Annotated in this window: 16 protein-coding genes; 14 read left to right on the forward strand and 2 right to left on the reverse strand. The window is 58.1% G+C overall.

The genetic code is table 11. The features are described from left to right. Positions 1 to 144: 144 nt before the first annotated feature. Positions 145 to 3867, reverse strand: a complete 3723-nt coding sequence (locus Q0J75_RS01540) for an S-layer homology domain-containing protein (protein ID WP_297196060.1) — start codon at positions 3865 to 3867, stop codon at positions 145 to 147. 228 nt (positions 3868 to 4095) lie between these two features. Further along, a complete protein-coding gene (locus Q0J75_RS01545; RefSeq protein ID WP_297196062.1) occupies positions 4096 to 4719 on the reverse strand; it encodes a Crp/Fnr family transcriptional regulator in 624 nt (207 codons plus the stop codon). Positions 4720 to 4861: 142 nt separating this feature from the next. On the opposite strand from Q0J75_RS01545, the gene leuC reads away from it, so the two are divergent. The 14 genes from leuC to ligA all read left to right on the forward strand — a co-directional run bounded on the left by leuC (position 4862) and on the right by ligA (position 20124). Further along, a complete protein-coding gene (gene leuC / locus Q0J75_RS01550) occupies positions 4862 to 6121 on the forward strand; it encodes a 3-isopropylmalate dehydratase large subunit (RefSeq protein WP_297196064.1) in 1260 nt (419 codons plus the stop codon). Between the two features lie 15 nt (positions 6122 to 6136). Next, positions 6137 to 6622, forward strand: coding sequence for a 3-isopropylmalate dehydratase small subunit (locus Q0J75_RS01555; protein WP_297196066.1), 486 nt, complete (start codon positions 6137 to 6139; stop codon positions 6620 to 6622). Next, positions 6619 to 7695 carry a 3-isopropylmalate dehydrogenase gene (leuB, locus tag Q0J75_RS01560; protein WP_297196068.1) on the forward strand — a complete coding sequence of 359 codons (1077 nt, stop codon included), beginning with the start codon at positions 6619 to 6621 and terminating at the stop codon, positions 7693 to 7695. The genes Q0J75_RS01555 and leuB overlap by 4 nt, the downstream gene beginning before the upstream one ends. 129 nt (positions 7696 to 7824) lie before the next feature. Further along, a complete protein-coding gene (locus Q0J75_RS01565; protein ID WP_297196070.1) occupies positions 7825 to 8613 on the forward strand; it encodes a type III pantothenate kinase in 789 nt (262 codons plus the stop codon). A gap of 88 nt (positions 8614 to 8701) precedes the next feature. After that, entirely contained in the window at positions 8702 to 9301 is a 600-nt protein-coding gene (locus Q0J75_RS01570; protein ID WP_297196072.1) for an ECF transporter S component, read from the forward strand. Between the two features lie 160 nt (positions 9302 to 9461). Then, on the forward strand, positions 9462 to 10652 hold the full coding sequence (locus Q0J75_RS01575; RefSeq protein ID WP_297196074.1) for a pyridoxal phosphate-dependent aminotransferase: 1191 nt from the start codon (positions 9462 to 9464) through the stop codon (positions 10650 to 10652). A 251-nt stretch (positions 10653 to 10903) separates the two neighbouring features. Further along, a complete protein-coding gene (gene murD / locus Q0J75_RS01580) occupies positions 10904 to 12295 on the forward strand; it encodes a UDP-N-acetylmuramoyl-L-alanine--D-glutamate ligase (protein WP_297196076.1) in 1392 nt (463 codons plus the stop codon). Between the two features lie 65 nt (positions 12296 to 12360). Next, a complete protein-coding gene (locus Q0J75_RS01585) occupies positions 12361 to 13374 on the forward strand; it encodes a M42 family peptidase (RefSeq protein ID WP_297196150.1) in 1014 nt (337 codons plus the stop codon). Next, positions 13371 to 14396 carry a M42 family metallopeptidase gene (locus tag Q0J75_RS01590; protein ID WP_297196078.1) on the forward strand — a complete coding sequence of 342 codons (1026 nt, stop codon included), beginning with the start codon at positions 13371 to 13373 and terminating at the stop codon, positions 14394 to 14396. Before Q0J75_RS01585 ends, Q0J75_RS01590 begins: the two co-directional genes overlap by 4 nt. Positions 14397 to 14402: 6 nt before the next feature. After that, positions 14403 to 15398, forward strand: a complete 996-nt coding sequence (locus Q0J75_RS01595; protein ID WP_297196080.1) for a M42 family metallopeptidase — start codon at positions 14403 to 14405, stop codon at positions 15396 to 15398. A gap of 71 nt (positions 15399 to 15469) precedes the next feature. Further along, positions 15470 to 16717 carry an aminotransferase class I/II-fold pyridoxal phosphate-dependent enzyme gene (locus tag Q0J75_RS01600; RefSeq protein ID WP_297196082.1) on the forward strand — a complete coding sequence of 416 codons (1248 nt, stop codon included), beginning with the start codon at positions 15470 to 15472 and terminating at the stop codon, positions 16715 to 16717. Positions 16718 to 16823: 106 nt separating this feature from the next. After that, positions 16824 to 17432 (forward strand): sporulation protein YunB, encoded by a 609-nt coding sequence (yunB, locus tag Q0J75_RS01605; protein WP_297196085.1) that lies wholly within the window; start codon positions 16824 to 16826, stop codon positions 17430 to 17432. Positions 17433 to 17513: 81 nt separating this feature from the next. After that, a complete protein-coding gene (locus Q0J75_RS01610; protein WP_297196087.1) occupies positions 17514 to 18203 on the forward strand; it encodes a VanZ family protein in 690 nt (229 codons plus the stop codon). After that, positions 18145 to 20124 carry an NAD-dependent DNA ligase LigA gene (gene ligA, locus Q0J75_RS01615; RefSeq protein WP_297196089.1) on the forward strand — a complete coding sequence of 660 codons (1980 nt, stop codon included), beginning with the start codon at positions 18145 to 18147 and terminating at the stop codon, positions 20122 to 20124. The genes Q0J75_RS01610 and ligA overlap by 59 nt, the downstream gene beginning before the upstream one ends. Position 20125 lies beyond the last annotated feature (1 nt).

The raw sequence follows: 20125 nt of genomic DNA on the forward strand, positions 1-20125 counted from the left end.
GGGTATTTTTCTTTTTTCGCGTGGAATATTATATCTGCTTTGGAGCAGAAAGTACAGGGCAGAAAGAAAAGATTTCTGAGAAAGTGAAAATTAGCCCTGGGCATCCAAGGGATGCCCAGGGCTGAGAGAGTGTGCGGGGAACGGTTATTTGTCCAGGAAACGCTGGAGAATGACGGCAGCCTCGGCCCGGCTGGCCTGACCGGTGGGGTCCAGCAAATTACCAGTTTTACCGGTAATCAGGCTCTGATTTACAGCCCACCCAAGACCCTCCGCCGCCCAGGCAGAGGTGGAGGCACCGTCGGTAAAGCCGGTAAGCGCGTTAGGAGCGGATACCACTGCTATACCGGCATACGGAGCATAGCGATACAGAATGGTGGCGAACTGCTCCCGGGTGATGCTGTCGTTGGGGCCGAATAGGCCGTTGCCATAGCCGCCCACGATGTTATTGGCAGAGGCCCAGGCCACCCCGTCGGAGTACCACTGACCGGCGGCTACATCGGTGAAAGAGGCGCCGGTACCAGGAGTCTCACCGCTAAGACGGTAGAGGATGGTCACCAGCATCCCACGAGAGAGGGGCATGGTGGGGGAGAAGTTGCTGCCGCCGGTACCCGACATCAGGCCCTGGCCGCTGACATAGGCCACACCTTCCGCCGCCCAGTGGTTGGCGGGCACATCGGCAAAGCTAACGCCAGGCTGGGGTTCTGGCTCGGTGGAGGGCTGGCTGCCCAGCAAGGCCTCCGCGGTGAGGACCTGGTCAGAGAGCATTTTGGCATAAATGGTGTTGGTTACATAGCGGTAGTCGTCCTGCTGATGGGCCCGATTGTTGACCGAGTTGGCAAAGATGGTCAGGTCCATGCTGCCTCTTTGGAGAGAGATGGCCTCTACATAGCCGTCGATGGGAGTGCCGTCCTCATTGAGACAGCAGCCGGCGATGAAGCTATCCTTGGCAGCTGCCTGGATAAGCACCTGGGCGCCCTCAGGCACCTGGGTGATGACGCCACAGCTATAGGTGTAGAGCATGTTATCTCCATCGGCCACATAGCTGGCGGTGACCAGGCTGTCGGTGGGATAGGTAACGGTATGGAGCGCCTCCATGCCCAGAGTGTTATACTGGAGGTCAGGGACCAGGTTGTTGGAGATATAATCCAATGGACTGGAGCCGGTGGCGATGTAGGGAGTACCCGCCTTGACAGCGGACACAGCGGCGGCGCCTTTTTCTCCCTGATCCAGGGCAACGTTGCCCAGAATAATATCAGCCTTGGCCGGGTCGTCGGTGATGGTGAAGCCCAGCTGATCGGCGAAGGCCACCACGTCATAGTTGGAGGTGCCGTTGCTGTACACATTGCGGTAGTTGATATAGCCATATCCCTGGCTGAACCACTTGGAGAAGTATCCTTCGGTCACAGTGTTACCGGAGAAGGGGGCATACCGGCCTGCCAGGAATACGGTTGGCTTGGAGATGGCTCTGGCCTCTGGCATCTCGGTGACCCGGGTAGCGGAGAGGACATACTGCTGAGAAATGGCGGCGTAATCCGCATAGGACAACACGAAGTCACTCTTGTAGGTCCCGGAGGTGACCATGCCCACCGTCTTGCCGCTGTTAAGCAGGGTGTTTACTGCACGGACAGCCTCGTTGCCGCTGTTGGACAGAACCACAAGATCGCCGGAGGTACCGGTGAGCTGAGAGGTACCGGTGACGGTGGTAATGGCGGTCAGCTTACCGGCAAAAGCGCCGGGGGAGGCGATAGCCAGACAGTCAAAGCCACGCATGGCAGGGAAGTTGGATACTGACTCAGAGTACAGATCGGGGAATCCAGAGGCAGAGGCGTCAGCGCCCTCCCACAGTACGGCGTTGGCGTAATTGCGCTTGGCCTGGTGCATATCCACCACCAGGGAGCCCGCCTTGTAGGTGGTACCGTTGACATAGACGTCTTCCGTCAGTTTGGAAAGCTGCACTCCATTGCGCAGCAGGAACCGGCCCATCTCATAGGCGTCGGCCAGGTCCCGCTGGGAGGCGGAGTCTACGGGGATGACGTAGTATTCAGGGAAGTAATTGTTGTTCTGCGCGTAGGGCACCCGCCAGGTATCGCTGTCCAGCTTGTTGTTGTTTACATCCACATACCACTTCTCCATATCCGCCCGGTGGTCCTCATTCTCAATACCACGGCGGAAGAATTCCAGCTGGTTATAGTAGATGTTGTCCTTGTTGTCCATGATATAGTCGATAAGTCCATACATACCATACTCAAACAGGTCGGTAGACGCCTGATTGTTGTAGGGGGTCTCAATCGTGTAGCCCAGAGCCCCACAGTTGAGCATGGCATAACTGGGACCGTAGTTGGTACACAGGTCGTCCCAGGCAGACCAGTGCATGGTAGAGGGATCGTAGTCATCCCGCAAGGGCGTATAGTAGGACCAGAAGAGAGAGTTGGGGTGCTCCTCCTTGGTGGCCGACATGGTGCCCAGAGCGGCGGTACCGAAGGCCTCTGCCCCCAGGGCAAAGTTTTTGACCAACAGGTCGTACTCCAGATTGGGCTCATGGGGTGGCGTACATGGTTCCACCAGGAACTCATCCATATAACCGTGGAGCTCTACAAAGGCTACCGGGTTCCAGTCGTTGATGACCTGGACCAAATTGGTGGTCTCGCTTTGGGTCTGGTTGGAGGCGTCCCGGTTCAGATCGAAACCGTTATCGTTGCGCCGGGCGTTGTAGGTGCGCCCGTCAGGGTTCTCATTGGGGCAAATGACGAAGATGATATCGTCCAGAATATCGTCTACCTTCAGGGTGATATCCCCGCTGATGGTGTACAGCTCACTGGCATCATTGACGCCGGTATTGTTCTGGATCTTGCCGCTGGCATCAGTGGTAAACTTCTGAGAGCCCAGACCAGAGATGCCCAGGTCTACTACATCAGGGGCAAACAGCTTGGAGATATCCACGCTACTGTCCAGGAAACCGGTGAGGGTGTTATAGGTGATGGTTTCCTGAGTAGCTAGGGCCCGCAGCAGGTTGAGCTGGGCATCCACACCAGGGTCCTCGTCAGGGTGTACGTTGTTGAGGAACAGCGGCACCCGATACTCGCCCAACGTGCCGTTATTCAACTTGAGCATCAGGGAGGCTGGATCGGTCTCCGCAATGGCGTTCATCTGCTGGAATGCGTCTACCGAGGCTTTGCTGTCGGACAGGGTGACATAATACTGATCCCGGCCTCCCTCACTCTTGCCGAAGGTAGTGACGGTGAGATAGCGGCCGGGGAGAGCGTCGGCGATAATGTCCTGGATCTTCTCATCTATGTCGTCATAGCGGGTGTAGCTGTCGTATGCGCTTACCGTCATGACGGCGGAGGCCAGGGTGGTCTCCCCATTGCGGACTGAGAAGGTATAGTTCCCAATGAAGCTGGGCCACGCATTGCGTCCACTGGTAGAATCGCCGTTGATGCCCAGGAAGGACGTGGCGGTGAAGGGCAAGGTGACAGTGACCTTACCGCCCTCCTGGCGGGCAGTCACCTCACCCAAGGTAAACAGGGCAGTTCCGCCTTCGCCCCCATTCCATACCTGCCACAGGTCCAGCCGGTCGCCGGTATAATAATAAGGATACAGGGCGGTATTCTGAAATGCCTTGTCTCGGGTCAGATACCACTTCAGCCCTTTGGCCCAGGAGGTGGGATCAGCCCCGTTGAGCTGGGAAGCGTCCACCGTCAGGGTGGCGGCAAAAGCCTGATCCTTGTCTGCCAGGGCCAGCGTGGTGTCCGAAAGGGTAAGGGTAGCCGGTTCGGCGGCAGAGGAGAGGGCGCTCATGGAGAGCAGCATACTCAGTGCCAAAAGCAGGGAGAGAACACGGGCAAGGGATTTGCTCCTTACGTTCATAGTCGATGCCTCCTTCAATGTTGTTGATGGGCAAGGTCCTGCTGGGGCGGGGTACTTTGCAAACACACTACTGCTGCATGGGCGCCTCCTCCTCATTCGTTCAATTGTCAAACGGGGAGACTTCTCCCCAAAAATTATCATATCTTATCCCAAAACTTCCGTCAAGATATCTATTCGGATTTTTTAAAGTCTTCATTTTATTGGGTAGATTGTACAAAACGATGGTGGTCAGCGACTGTCACCGCTGGCCAGATAGGCCTCCAGTCCGGCCCGGTCCAACAGACGCAGGCTCTTGTAGCCGGTTTTAATCCAACCTTTCTTATCAAACTCTCCCAAGACCCGGCTTACTGTCACCCGGCTTACCCCTACCGAGGCGCCAATTTCTTCATGGGTGCAGTGTACTGTATCCTCTGGCCGGGGTAAAAGAGAGAGCAGGTGGCGGGCGATCCGCTTGTCAGCCTGGAGAAATTCGCTGTCCACATGGCCGGACAGCATCCGCACCCGGCGGGCCAGATCCTCCAGCATGGCGATAGCCAGATCGGGATGGGTAGAAAAGACCTGTTCCAGTCGCTGCCGGTTTACCGCCACCAGCTGACATTTGGTTACTGCCATGGCGGAAGACACCCGGGGTTGGCCATCGAAAAAGGCGGCCTCTCCCATCAGCTCTCCAGCGTGGGGGAGGGTGAGGATACGCTCTTCACCTTCTGGAGAGCTGATAAAGCACTTGGCGGTGCCCGATACAATATAATAAAAGCATTCTGCACGGGTGTCCTGAAGATAGATCAGCTCTCCGGGCTCTTTGTGCTGGATGGGCTGGCCATCGGCCAGAGGGGTCCAAATATTGCGCAGCATGGCGGTTACCTCCTTAATAAATAAAAAGCAGAGCGTAGAGGCGTATGTATCCGCCATCTGGTAAGATTGTAGCATGGTTTACATTCTTGCGGCAAGGGGGTATGTTATCTTAATACCAATCAGAAAAAGGAGGCGCCCAAGTATGGGAATGACCATGACCCAAAAGATCCTGGCCCGTCACGCCGGACTGGACCAGGTGGTACCCGGCCAGCTGGTGGAGGCCAAGCTGGACCTGGTGCTGGGCAACGACATCACCGCTCCGGTAGCCATCACCGAGTTCCGCAAGGCGGGACTGACGCAGGTATTTGACAAGGATAAGATCGCCCTGGTGCTGGATCACTCCACCCCCTGTAAGGACATCAAGTCCGCACAGTTATGTGCCCAGGCCCGGGAATTTGCCAAGGAATTCAATATCACCCACTTCTATGATGTGGGATGTATGGGTGTGGAACACGCCCTGCTGCCCGAAAAAGGCCTGACCGCCCCCGGCGAGTGCATGATCGGCGCTGACTCTCACACCTGTACTTATGGTGCAGTGGGTATGTTCTCCACTGGTGTGGGCTCCACCGACATGGCCGCCGGCATGGCTACCGGCCTTGCCTGGTTCAAGGTGCCTGCCGCCATCAAGGTCACCCTGAAGGGCAAACTTCAGCCTTATGTGTCTGGCAAGGATGTGATTCTCCACCTCATCGGTACCATCGGAGTAGATGGGGCGCTGTACAAATCCCTGGAGTTTGCCGGGGAGGGGGTAGGGGAGCTGTCTATGGACGACCGCTTCACTATCGCCAACATGGCCATCGAGGCCGGGGCCAAGAACGGTATCTTCCCGGTGGATGACAAGACCCGGGCCTATCTGGCTGGCCGGGTGACCCGTCCCTGGGAGGCGGTGGAGGCTGACCCCGATGCAGTGTACGAGCAGGAGATCGTCATTGACCTGAATACCCTCCAGCCCACGGTGGCCCTGCCCCATCTGCCCTCCAATACCCGCACCATTGATCAGGTGGAGGGCACCCCCATCCAGCAGGTGGTCATCGGCTCCTGCACCAACGGCCGCCTGGACGATTTGCGGCAGGCCGCAGCGGTGCTCAAGGGCCGCAAGGTGGCCGACGGTGTGCGGTGCATCGTCATCCCCGCTACCCAGCAGATCACCCTGGATGCCATGGCCGAGGGCCTGATCCAGATCTTTATTGAGGCGGGCTGCGCCGTGTCCACCCCCACCTGCGGCCCCTGTCTGGGCGGTCACATGGGCGTTTTGTCCGACCATGAGCGAGCCATCTCCACCACCAACCGCAATTTTGTGGGCCGCATGGGTCCCGTGTCCTCTGAGATCATTCTGGCCAATCCGTCGGTGGCCGCCGCCTCTGCTGTGGCGGGCTGCGTGGCTGACCCGCGCAAGCTGTAAGGGAGGTTTATTGCCATGAAAGTATATAAGTTCGGCGACAATGTGGATACCGACGTCATCATTCCCGCCCGGTATCTCAACGCCCCCGATGAAAAATCCTTGGCCTCCCACTGTATGGAGGACATCGACGCCAGCTTTGCCTCCTCTGTGGAGGCAGGGGACATCATCGTGGCGGGCTCCAACTTCGGCTGCGGCTCCTCCCGGGAGCATGCCCCTCTGTCCATCAAGGCCTGCGGAGTGAAGTGCGTCATTGCCCCCTCTTTTGCCCGTATCTTTTACCGCAACGCCATCAACATCGGCCTACCCATTATGGAGAGCCCCGAGGCGGCCGCCGAGATCCAGGCGGGGGACACGGTGAGTGTGGACTTTGCCACCGGCACCATCACCGACGAGACTCAGGGTAAGACCTGGCAGGCTGCTCCGTTCCCGGCCTTTGTCAACGGCATCATTGAAGCTGGTGGCCTGCTCAATTCTCTAAAGGCGAGAGGTGTGGCGAAATGAATTATAAAATCGCATTGATCCGGGGCGATGGTATCGGCCCCGAGGTGGTCAATGAGGCTGTGAAAGTGCTGGAGGCCGTGGGCAAAAAATTTGGGCATACCTTTACCTATGAAGATGTTCTGTTGGGCGGCTGCGCCACCGACGCGGTGGGGAAGAGCTACCCCGACGGCACTGCGGAGAAGTGCAAGGCCTGCGACGCTGTGCTGCTGGGCGCTGTAGGCGGCCCCAAATGGGGAAGCGACAAGCCCGCTGAGCAGCGGCCTGAGACCGCCCTGCTGGCCATCCGCAAGGATTTAGGCCTGTACGCCAACCTGCGCCCCGCCGCTCTGCGGCCCGCCATGGCCGACGCCTGCCCCCTGAAGAAGGAGACGGCGGAAAAGGGCATTGATCTGATGATGGTACGGGAGCTCACCGGCGGCATCTATTTTGGTCAGCGGGAGAAGTACGACACCCCCGACCGGGGCATGGAGTGCGCCGACCGGATGGCCTACTCCGAGAAGGAGATCGAGCGCATCGGCCGCCGTGCCTTCGAGTTGGCCCGGCTCCGCCGGAAAAAGGTGTCCTCCGTGGACAAAGCCAATGTGCTGGAGACCTCCCGTCTGTGGCGGTCCGTCATGCACCGGCTGGCGGAGGAATATTCTGACGTGGAGTACGAGGACGTGCTGGTGGATAACTGCGCCATGCAGCTGGTGCGGGACCCCGGCCAGTTTGACGTGGTGGTTACGGAAAATATGTTCGGTGATATCCTCTCCGACGAGGCCAGCATGGTTACCGGCTCCATTGGTCTGCTGCCCTCCGCCTCCATCGGAGACACTGCTCCCGGCCTGTATGAGCCCATTCACGGCTCCGCTCCCGATATCGCCGGTCAGGACAAAGCCAACCCCATCGCCACCATCCTGTCGGTGGCCATGATGTTCCGCTACTCCTTCCATCTGGCCGCCGAGGCCGACGCAGTAGAGGCAGCGGTGGACGCGGTACTGGCAGAGGGCTGGCGTACCGCCGATATCGCAGAGCCCGGCGTCACCCCCATCGGCACAAAACAGATGGGGGAGCTGATTTGCTCCAAGATCTGAGCTTCAAGCGTGGAGCTACGGTATTCGGTATTCCCGGAGGCCGTAGCTCCACGTCTTCTGTATCACTCTTTCCTTGACGCTTTGGGACAGAACTGCTAAAATGTCTGGAGAAAAAGTGGAGGGGTGTCCATGATTCTGGCAATAGATGTAGGCAATTCCACCACCACGGTAGGCCTGTTCGACAGGGAGGGGAAACTCCTGTTCCGGGCAACCCTGGAAACCACCCGCAGTAAGACACAGGACCAGTGTGCCATCGATCTGCTTGGGGTGTTTCGGCTCTATGGGGCTGACATCCGGGGGGTGGACGGCTCCATCCTGTCCAGCGTGGTACCCCCTCTGACCGCCATCTTCACTGAGGCCATGACCCGTCTCACCGGGAAAGTCCCTATGGTGGTGGGCCCCGGTATTAAAACCGGTCTCAACATCAAGGCGGAAATCCATAACCAGCTGGGCAGCGACATTGTGGCCTCTTCTGTGGCGGCTATCGCCGCCTACCCAAGTCCTATCGTTATGGTGGACCTGGGCACCGCCACATCCGCCTCCTTAATTATAGGTAGCGTATATGAGGGGTGTGTCATCATGCCGGGACTCACCCTTGCTCTGGAGGCTATGTGGTCCCGAGCCGATGCTCTGCCCCCCATTTCTCTGGAGAGTACCGCTCCGGTGGAGTTGCTGGGCCGCACCACTGAGGAGTCCATGCGCTCCGGTGCTCTCTACGGACACGCCGCCATGCTGGAGGGCATCATTGACCGGATGGAGGGGGCTGCGGGCAGTTCTGTCACTGTGGTGGCCACTGGTGGGGAAGCCCCCCGCATTTTGCGTTACTGTAAACGCACTGTCCACTACGACGCCGACTTGGCCATGCGGGGTCTCTATCTGCTCTACCAGAAGAACACCCGTAAGCCCCGGCGTTCCTGAACTGGTACTCAACGGCGTTGTCCGTGGGTAAATACATGCGCTGCATCCTTTATAAAGAGAGAGGAGCGGCAGCAGGAGGGAAATTTCTATGAGAGCAAGTGAGAAAACAAGACGCCTGACTGGACTAGCCCTGATGACGGCCATTATCGTAGTCCTGCAGGTAGTCGCCAGCTTCGTCAAGTTTGGGCCGTTCCCCATCACCCTGGCCCTGGCCCCCATCATCATCGGGGCGGCTCTGTACGGCCCCAAGGCAGGAGCCTATCTGGGTGGTGTATTCGGCATTGTCGTGTTGCTGGCCTGTATCCTGGGTTGGGACAGCGGCGGCAGCATCCTGTGGAATGCCAACCCCTTTCTCACCGCTGTGATCTGCCTGGGCAAGGGTATTCTGTCCGGTCTGTGTGCCGGTCTGGTCTACCGGGCTGTAGCAGGAAGCGGCAGATCCCATGGAAGAATGTTAGGCGGTTCCATTCTGGCCGGTATTGTGAGCCCGGTGGTCAACACTGGTCTGTTCTGCCTGTGCCTGACACTGCTGTTCCATGACATTCTGCTGTCCTGGGCTGGTGGTACAGAGGTAATCTATTACATCCTGTTCGTCCTCACCGGGATCAACTTCCTGGTGGAGCTGGCCGTCAACCTGGTACTCAGCACCGTTATTGTTCGGGTGGTAGGGGCCAGAATGCACGCATAAGCTGTTTCAGAGACGTCCGCCTGCAAGGTGGGCGCCTCTTTTTGCATTTTTACATGCTTACTCATTCAAAAACCAGGAAGTTTCTGAAATAAGGGCTTGCTTTTTTGCAAGTCAACGCATATAATATGTCAAGAAATTGTGTGACAAGGGAGAGATTCCATTGAAAGAGCTGTCTACCATCGCCCAGGCCGTCCGGGCCTCCACCACCATGGCTATCGACGCCATGTTCAAGCAGATGAAGGCCGACGGCGTGGATGTCATCGGCTTTGGCGCGGGAGAACCCGACTTCGACACCCCTGAGTTCATTAAGGATGCCGGCATTGCCGCCATCCAGAACAACGTGACCCGCTACACCCCCGCCGCCGGTACTGTGGAGCTGCGTCAGGCGGTGTGCGACCGGATGAAGGCGGACTTTGGCCTGGACTACAAGCCTGCCCAGGTGGTGGTGAGCAGCGGCGCCAAGCATTTGGTCTATCTGGCCCTGCGGGCACTGGTAAATCCTGGGGATGAGGTAATCCTGCCCGCGCCCTACTGGGTGAGCTACATTGAGCTGATCCGTATGGTGGGCGGCGTGCCTGTGGTAGTCACTGCCACCGAGGCCGAGCACTTCAAGCTTACCGCAGAAAAACTGGAGAAAGCCATTACCCCCAAGACCAAGGCCATTATGCTCAACAACCCCTCCAACCCCACCGGCATGATGTACAGCAGGGAGGAGCTGGAGGCCCTGGCGGCGGTGTGTGCCAAGGCAGATCTGTATGTTATCTCCGATGAGATCTACGCCTGCCTGGTGTATGATGGCCGCAAGTTCACCAGCTTTGCCTCCCTCAGCGAGGATGCCAAGGAGCGTACCATTCTCATCAACGGTGTGTCCAAGGCCTATGCCATGACTGGCTGGCGCATCGGCTATGCCTGCGCCAATGAGAAGATCGCCAAGGTGATGGCCAACTATGTCAGCCACTCCACCGGCTCTCCCGTAGCTATCTCCCAAAAAGCCTCTGCTGCTGCCCTCAGCGGTCCCCAGGATGAGGTGGAGACCATGCGTCAGGCCTTTGAGGAGCGCCGCAACTACATTGTGGAGCGCATGAACCAGATCCACGGCGTCAGCTGCATTATGCCGGAAGGCGCGTTCTATGTGATGATGAACCTGGAGCAGCTCATCGGCAAGACCATCCACGGGGTGGAGATCACCAACGACGACGTATTTGCCGATGCCTTCCTGAAGTACGGCCTGGTGGCTGTGGTGCCCGGCTCCGGCTTTGGTGCCCCCAACTTCGTTCGTTGGTCTTATGCCACCTCTATGGATAACATCAAAGAGGGCCTGGCCCGTCTGGAGAAATTCCTGGCGGAGTAATCCTTGTTGCTTCAAGGCGCGCCGCAAGCAGAGCAGCTTGCAGCGCGCCTTTTTCTGTTGGACGGAAACCGGCAGCAAAAGCGGTCATGGATTGAATTTTTTACTCAGGTGGGATATAATAACTTTTACTGGACTCCACCGCCGGTTCCATGACTATCCGCAGAACAGCAGACCTTACCGGATGGCTCACGGCTTATCAGGTGTTTGGTTCCATATAAGTTTGTAAAATCATGAGATAGGGAGGAACTGTTATGAAGCGTTCCACCATACAGGAATACCTGGCCAGCCTGCGCGGCAAGCGGGTGGCCGTCATCGGCATCGGTGTCTCCAATACGCCTCTGATCAAAATGCTGCTGCGGGCGGGTATCAAGGTCACCGCCTGCGATAAAAAGCCCATGAGCGCCTTTGCCGGTTTGGCTGAGGAGCTGGAGAGCCTGGGTGCTGTTCTTAAGCTGGGGGAGGACTACCTGGAGGACTTGGACTTTGAGGTCATTTTCCGCACCCCAGGTATGCGGCCAGACCTGCCCCAACTGGTGGCCGCCCTTCAAAAGGGGGCCATCCTTACCTCTGAGATGGAAGTATTTTTCCAGGTCTGCCCCTGCCGCACCATCGCCGTCACTGGCAGTGACGGTAAAACCACCACTACCACCATCATTGCCGAGCTTCTGAAAGCGGCGGGGCAGACAGTGTATGTGGGAGGCAACATCGGCAAACCGCTGCTGCCTGATGTGGACGGCATGGAGCCGGAGGATATCGCGGTATTGGAGCTGTCCTCTTTCCAACTGATGACCATGGACCAGAGCCCTGACATTGCCGTGGTCACCAATCTGGCTCCCAATCACCTGGACGTTCACAAGTCCATGGAGGAGTACATTGAGGCCAAGGAGAACATCTTCCTCCACCAGGAAGAGCAGGATCTGCTGGTTATCAACGCAGACAATCCCTATACCAGAAGCTTTGAGAATATGGCCCCTGGACGGCTGTCTATGTTCAGCCGGGAGGAGGAACCCAAGCGGGGCGCTTTCCTGCGGGATGGGGTGATTTGGGTCCGAAACGAGATGCACGAGCGTCCAGTGCTGCCGGTGGCTGACATTCTGCTCCCCGGTATCCATAATGTAGAAAACTATATGGCCGCCATTGCCGCTCTGGATGGGCTGGTGCCTGACCAGGTAGTGCGGGACTTTGCCCGGAAATTTGCCGGAGTGGAACACCGCATTGAGCTGGTACGTACGCTGAACGGGGTAAAGTATTATAATGACTCTATCGCCTCCAGCCCCTCCCGTACCATCGCCGGCCTGCGTTCCTTCCACCAGAAAGTGATCCTCATCGCCGGCGGCTATGATAAGCACATTCCCTTTGACGTGCTTGGCCCAGAGATCATAGAACATGTAAAGGCATTATTCCTGACAGGAGATACAGCGGGAAAGATCAAGGCTGCGGTGGAGCAATGTCCTGATTATCTCCCCGCCGCTCTGCCCATCGCCATTATCCCTGACTTTGATAAGGCGGTACTGGCCGCCCACCTGACGGCTCAGCCCGGCGATGTGGTGATCCTGTCGCCCGCCTGCGCCTCCTTTGACAAGTTCAAGAATTTTATGGAGCGGGGAGCCGCCTTTAAAAAGATTATTTACAGCTTGGAGTGACAGGCGGCTCTTACAGCCTCCCACCCAATGCATACCCCCTGATAAGGAGGAATCTGAATTTGGATATGAGACAAGTGCTGGAGACGCTGTGCGGCTGTACAGCGCCCTCCGGCTTTGAGGGCCCGGCGGCTGAGGCTGCCAAAGCCCTGCTGGCCCCGCTGGTGGACGAGGTATCCATCGACCGCATGGGTAACCTGATCGGTGTGCACCGCTGCGGCATAGAGGGGGCCAAAACCATCCTGCTGGATGCCCATTTGGATGAGATCGGCCTCATTGTCACCGGGGCGGAGGAGGGGTTTCTCCGTTTTCGCACCATCGGCGGGGTAGACCCCCGGATGCTGCCTGGTCGGGAGGTAACCATCCTGACCACGCCTCCCATCGTTGGCATAGTAGCCAGCCCTACCCCTCAGCAGTCTGATATGGATAAGGCGGTCCCCATCCAGGACTTGGTGATAGATGCCGGCCTGACCCAGGAGCAGGCGGAAGGACTGGTGGGCACTCCTATGGTGTATCGTGGTGCCTGTTTCCCTCTGGGAGAGGACCAGGTGTGCGGCAAGGCTATGGACGACCGTTCCTGTTTTGCCATCCTGCTGCGCTGCCTGGAGCTGCTGAAGGACAAGGAGCTGGATGTGGACGTATACGTCATGGGCTCTACCCGGGAGGAAGTATCCGGGGTGGGGGCTACGGTAGGTACCTGGGCGGTACAGCCGAACTGCTGTATCGCTGTGGACGTGACCCACGGCCGCACCCCCGATGGTCCCGCAGACAAGACCTTTGTTCTTGGGGGTGGCCCCGCCATCGGCGTAGGGCCCAATATGACCCGTTGGATGACCCAGCGGCTGCTGGATAAGGCCAAAGAACGGGAAATTCCCTTCCAGCAGGAGGTCATGTCTGGCCATACTGGTACCAACGGTTGGGAGATGCAGATCAGCCGGGAGGGCGTGGCTACGGCGGTGCTCTCCCTGCCCTTGAAATACATGCACAGCCCCATTGAAGTGCTCTCCCTCACTGACCTGGAGCACACTGCGGCTCTGCTGGCCGCCTTTGTAGAGGAGTTGGGAAAGGAGGGGCCGCTGTGAAAGAACTGCTGAAACGCCTGTGCTCCATTCCCGGCGTGTCCAGCTGGGAGGACCAGGTGCGGGACTGCGTTATGGAGGTGGCAGGGCAGTACGCCACCGAGCTGCGGGTAGACGCCATGGGCAATGTCATCGCCTTCAAAGAGGGTACAAAACCCACCGGCAACAAGCTGTTGCTCACCGCCCACATGGACGAGGTGGGCTTGATGGTGCGCTCCATTACAGATGAGGGCTATCTGAAATTTGATACCGTTGGCTCCATTGACCGGCGGGTATTGCTGGGAAAGCGGGTGTTGGTAGGCTCCAAGCTCATCCCTGCTGTGGTTGGGCTGAAGGCCTACCACCTGGTGAGCCGGGATGAGGAGAAGAATGTCCCCAAGCTGGAGGATTTTTATCTGGATATCGGGGCCAAGAACAAGGAGGAGGCCCAGGCTCTGGTGAACCTGGGAGATATAGCCGCCTTTGACAGCCCTCCGGAGGAACTCGTGCCTAATCTGCTGAAGGGGAGAGCTCTGGACAGCCGGGTGGGCTGTGCGGTTCTGCTGTGGCTCATGCGGGAAAATCTTCCTATGGACTGTACCTTTGTCTTTACCGCACAGAAGGAGGTAGGGGCTCGGGGCGCTTTTGGCGCGGCCTTCTCAGTCAAACCGGAGATCGCTCTGGTGCTGGAGGGAGCCCCCACCTTCGATATAGCCGGAGTTCCCGCCCATAAAAAGAGCTGTGCTCTGGGCAAGGGTGTGGTAATCTCCTTTATGGATAAGGGTATCATTGCTGACCGGGCCCTCTTCGAGATGCTACGCTCCCTGGCAGAGACACAGGGTATCCCCTGGCAGCTGCGGGAAAACACCACCGGCTCAGGGGACGCTATGGCGGTTCAGCGTGCGGCCTCCGGTGTACGGACAGCGTCCATCGCCGTGCCGGTACGCTACTCCCACACGCCTGCCACCCTGGCCAACGCCGCCGATATTGAAGCGGTGTACCAATTGACCCGTGCCTTTATCATCCGCTTGTCCAAGGAGGACTGACCATATATGGATATGTTAGAGATCATGCAGACCCTCAACGCCTGTCACGGCCCCTCAGGAGACGAGAGAGAGGTAGCCGAGGCCATCCGCAAGCTGGCTGCCCCCTATGTGGACGAGATTTCCACCGACACTCTGGGCAGCCTTATCTGCCACAAAAAGGGGAGCGGCCCCCGCATAATGTTTGCCGCCCACATGGATTCCATCGGCTGCATCGTCACCCACATTGACAAAAAGGGTTATCTCCGCTTTGGGCAAATCGGCGGCCTGTCTCCCCATGATCTGCCCGGTACCCCTGTCCGCTTCAAAAACGGCGTTCGTGGCGTCATAGCGGTTCAGGGCAAGGTGGAGCCAAAGGAGTGGAAGCTGGAACACCTTTACATTGATGTGGGCGCAAAGGATGAGGCCGACGCCCACGCCATGGTGCAGGTGGGTGACACCGCTGTATTTGACACCGCCCCCTTTGTCACCGGCAGGAAATTGTTTTCCCCCTATTTGGACGACCGCATCGCCTGTGCCATCCTGCTCTCCAGTCTGGAGCGCATCAAAAAAAGCGACAACGACCTGTACTTTGTCTTTACCGTCCAGGAGGAGGTGGGTCTGCGGGGCGCTCGTACCGCCGCTTATGGTATCGATCCAGACTACGGTATCGCCGTGGACGTGACCGACTCCGACGATATCCCTGACGCTCCCCACGAGTGCTCCAGTGCGGCAGGCAAGGGTGCCGCCATTAAGGTGATGGACAGCTCGGTAATCTGCCACTCGGCAGTGGTGAAAAAGCTGGAGGAATTGGCACAAGCAAGGGATATCCCTTGTCAGCGTGACATCCTCTGCTTTGGTGGGACTGACGCCGGAGCCATCCACCAGACCCGGGCAGGCGTGTATACCGGCGGCATTTCTGTACCCACCCGGTATGTCCATACACCCCTGGAGGTGGCTGACCTGGACGACATTGAGGCTTGCGCCGCACTGGTAGCCGCCTTTGCACAGGCCAAGCTGGACTGAGCTTACAAGGGTTGGAAACAGATCGCCTAAAAAGCTATAAACCATTGATAGAACAGGGTGAAGCAAGCAAAATGACTTTACAGATAAGTGAGAAAGTAACGGCCTTGGCGTCCCAGGCCCAGGCCGATTTGGCGGCGCAGTTTGAACGCATCGACGCCATTGCGGAGGAGAACACCCAGAAGGTGCTGGCCGCTTTCCAAAAACATCGGGTGGCTGAGGCCCACTTTGCTGGTACCACCGGCTATGGCTATGACGATCTGGGCCGGGATACCCTGGATCTGATCTATGCCGATATCTTCCACACTGAGGACGCCCTGGTGCGGGTACAGTTTGTCAATGGTACTCATGCTATCACCTGCGCCCTCTTTGGGGCCTTAAAGCCCGGCGATATTCTGGTGTCCGCCGTTGGGGCCCCCTATGACACCATGCTGGGGGTTATTGGTGTGGTGGATAAGGGACCCGGTTCGCTAAAAAATTACGGAATCAAGTATAGGCAAGTAGAATTACTTGACAATAAGCCGGACCCTGTTGGACTGGCAGAGGCGGTAAAAGACCCCCGAGTGAAGGCGGTGCTGATCCAGCGGTCCCGTGGCTACGCCACCCGAGCGTCCCTGTCGGTGGCGGAGATTGGGGCCTTGGCGAAGGTAGTCAAGGACAACAACCCAGGCGCTGCTGTGCTGGTGGACAACTGCTACGGTGAGTTTGTGGAAACCATAGAGCCCACCCAAGTGGGGGCTGACCTGGTGGTGGGCTCTCTCATCAAAAATCCCGGCGGCGGGCTGGCGCCCACCGGCGGCTACATCGCCGGGCGGCACGATCTGATTGAAGGGGCCGCCATGCGGCTCACTACCCCCGGCATTGGGAAGGAGTGCGGCTCCACCTTTGGGGCCAACCGCAGCCTCTATCAGGGCCTTTTTCTTGCTCCCCACATCACCGCTCAGGCAGTCAAGACCGCTGTCTTTGCCGCCCGTATTATGGAACTTCTGGGCTATCAGGTGGACCCGGCCTCCGATACAGTACGGCATGACATCATCCAGATGGTCCACTTTGGGTCCCCGGAGCCCCTGAAAAAGTTCTGCAAGGGCATCCAGTTCGGCGCGCCGGTGGACTCCTACGTTACACCGGAGCCCTGGGATATGCCGGGGTACGACTGTCAGGTTATCATGGCCGCCGGGGCCTTCATCCAGGGGGCTTCCATCGAACTGTCCTGCGACGCTCCCATGCGGGAGCCATACACCGCCTATTTCCAGGGTGGGCTCACCTATGAGAGCGGCAAGGCCGGCGTCATGCTGGCTGTGGAGGAACTGCTGAAGGCATAGGACGATCCCTTTTATGCATAGCCTGCCCTGTGGGGGTGAGGCAATGAGACGGCCTTTACGCACTTGGCTGTGCCGCCCGTTTCTGCCACGGCAGGGAGGCGGTCTGTTGCTGGCTGCTATCATAGGGACGGCCCTGGCGGTGCTGGTGATCTGGATGGTGGACGCTGCTCTGCGGCCCACTGTCACCACCCTGGCCACCGTCCAGGCGGAGAACAAAATTACCGGCATTGTCAATGATGCGGTAGCTGCCACCTTGGCCGACCAGGGGGTGGCCTATTCTGACCTGGTCACGCTGGAGAAGGACGAGGAAGGGCGGGTGACCCTTTTATCCATAGACTCTGTAAAGCTCAACACCTTGCGAACCAAAATCTTGGAGCAGGTGTTGGAACAGGTAGAGGGGCTGGATGCCCAGGAGTTGGGCGTGTCTCTGGGCAGCCTTACCGGCTTTGCCACTGCCTCCGACTGGGGCCCTATGCTGCCGGTGGGTGTGCTGACTGCAGCAGCTCCCAAAGCGGAATTTTCCAACCGGTTTACCGCTCAAGGTATCAATCAGACCCTGCACCAGATCCTGCTGGATATTCAGGTGGATGTGACCTTGCTCATTCCAGGTGGACGGACCGAAACCAGCGTTACTGCCCAGGTGTGTGTGGCCGAGACCTTGCTGGTGGGGGAGGTTCCCAATTCCTATCTGGAACTGCCCGCTGCCGGTTCGTAAGAAAAGTGTAAGACCCCTGTAAGGTGGCTATAAAAACCCTGTGGTACTATGGGAGCACACCAGAAAAAAGGGGGCGATTCCATGGATACCCTGCTGTGGTACCTGGACATTACACTGGATTATATCAAACAGATGCTGCCCTGTATGGCCATTGGGGCGATTCTCTTCCTGTCCCTGCTGCCCATCCGCCAGAAGAGGCTATACCGCTGCGGACTGCAAAGCGGCCTTCTGCGAGAGATGGGGCTCTTTGTCTTTATCCTGTTCTGTGCCGGTCTGATGGCCCTGACGGTATTTCCCGCTTACTTCTGGACGATGGGTCACTGGCAGGCCGCCTTCCAAGGGCAGGAGGTCTTTTTCCCGCTGACCCCGCTGTCCCAGTCCGTACAGTATATCGGCTGGATACCCACCCTGTTCAGCGGGATGACGCTGGGGGAGTGGGGAGCCTATATGATGCTGGCCAACACCCTTATCTTTCTGCCTGTGGGCTTCTTTCCCAACCTGCTGTGGCGGAGGCCACGGTGGTGGAAAGGGCTGGCGGTTGGCTTCTGCACCTCCTTTGCCATCGAGTTTTTACAGCTTTTTGTCAATCGTGCCACCGATGTGGACGACCTGATCCTCAATACCTTGGGGGCTTTCCTGGGTGGGCTGATTGCCCTGTTACTGGGTAAGCTGGCCCCCAACTGCACCCGAAAATTCCAAGTGGAGGTCCGCCATGGACGAAAAACAGTTGATTCAAAACCTGCGCCGGGAGCTGGAGCAGGCCAACTATGAATACTATGTGCTGGACAACCCCAGCATGTCTGACTACGATTTCGACCACAAGCTGCGTCAGTTGGAGGAGCTGGAGGCCAAGCATCCAGAGCTGATTACACCAGACTCACCCACTCAGCGGGTGGGGGGCAAGGTAGCCGACGGCTTTGCCGAGGTCCATCACCGGGTTCCTCTGGAGAGCTTACAGGACGTATTTTCTGTGGAGGAGCTAAGTGAGTTTGACCAGCGGGTACGGGACGCTCTGCCCGGCGGGGTGGAGTACGATGTAGAGCCCAAGGTGGATGGGCTGTCGGTAGCCCTGGAGTACGAAAACGGCCTTTTTGTCCGCGGAGCCACCCGAGGGGATGGCCAGGTAGGGGAGGATGTGACTGAAAACCTGAAGACCATCCCTTCCATCCCTCTGCGTCTGCCCGATGCTCTGCCCTCCTTTATTGTTCGGGGCGAGGTATTTATGCCCAAGAAGAGCTTTGAGCAGCTCAACGCCGACCGGGAGCTGAAGGGGGAGGCCCTCTTCGCCAACCCCCGCAATGCAGCGGCTGGCTCCCTGCGGCAGCTGGACCCTAAAATTGCCGCCGCCCGCAAGCTGGATATCCGGGTATTCAACGTCCAGTGGGCGGAGGGTAAAACCTTCGCCACCCACACAGAGAGTCTGGAATACCTGCGGGAACAGCGTTTTAAAGTGATTCCCCACTATACCTGCACCACCATTCAGGAGGCGGCGGAGCGTATCGCCACCCTGGGAGACAGTCGGGAGGAATTCCCCTTTGATATCGACGGGGCAGTTGTAAAGGTAAATAACCTTTCAGATAGGGCGGCTCTAGGCTCCACCGCCAAGTTTCCCCGGTGGGCGGCGGCCTACAAGTACCCCCCTGAGCAGAAGGAGAGTGTGGTGGAGGACATTGTGGTCCAGGTGGGACGTACCGGTGTCCTTACTCCTAAAGCCGTTGTAAAGGCAGTTCGCCTTGCGGGCACTACCGTTACCAACGCCACCCTACACAATCAGGATTTCATTACGGAAAAGGATATCCGCATCGGGGACACTGTGCTGGTGCAGAAGGCAGGGGAGATCATTCCTGAAATTGTATCCGTTTTAAAGGAAAAACGGCCGGAGGGCACCACACCCTACCATCTGCCGGACTACTGCCCGGTGTGTGGGGCGCCGGTGGCCCGGGACGAGGACGGAGCCCACATCCGCTGTACCGGGGCAGAGTGTCCCGCCCAGCGGCTGCGGCACATCATCCACTTTGCAAGCCGGGATGCCATGGATATTGAGGGGTTAGGTCCCGCTGTTGTTGAGAGCTTGGTTGGGGCGGGTCTGATCAAGGGCCCTGGAGACCTGTACCGGCTGACGGCAGAACAGGTGGCACCCTTGGAGCGGATGGGCAAGAAGAGCGCGGAAAATCTCATGGCCGCCATTGAGAAATCCAAGTCCGCCGGACTTGGGCGGTTGCTTTTCGCCTTCGGTATCCGACAGGTTGGGCAAAAGGCAGGCAAGGTGTTGGCTGCTCGGTTTGGGACCTTGGACGCCCTGATAGCCGCCACTGAGGAGGAACTGACCTCTGTGCCCGACATCGGGGGTATTACAGCCCACAGCCTGCTGGACTGGTTTGCCAATGACCAGAGCCGCCACCTGATCGACACACTGCGGGAAGCGGGGGTGTCCTTTACCAGCACAGAAGAGCCGGTGGGGGATAAGCTTTCAGGAAAAACCTTTGTACTCACCGGTACTCTGCCCACCATGGACCGGAAGGAGGCCGCTGCTCTCATCGAAGCACAGGGGGGAAAAGTGTCCAGCTCGGTCTCCAAAAAGACCAGCTATGTAGTGGCTGGGGAGGCCGCCGGGTCAAAGCTGCAAAAGGCCAACGACCTTGGTATCCCCGTACTCACTGAAGAAGAGCTGATGGCCCTGCTGAATGCGTAAA

Source organism: uncultured Flavonifractor sp. (genome assembly GCF_944385615.1).
GTDB lineage: Bacteria > Bacillota > Clostridia > Oscillospirales > Oscillospiraceae > Flavonifractor.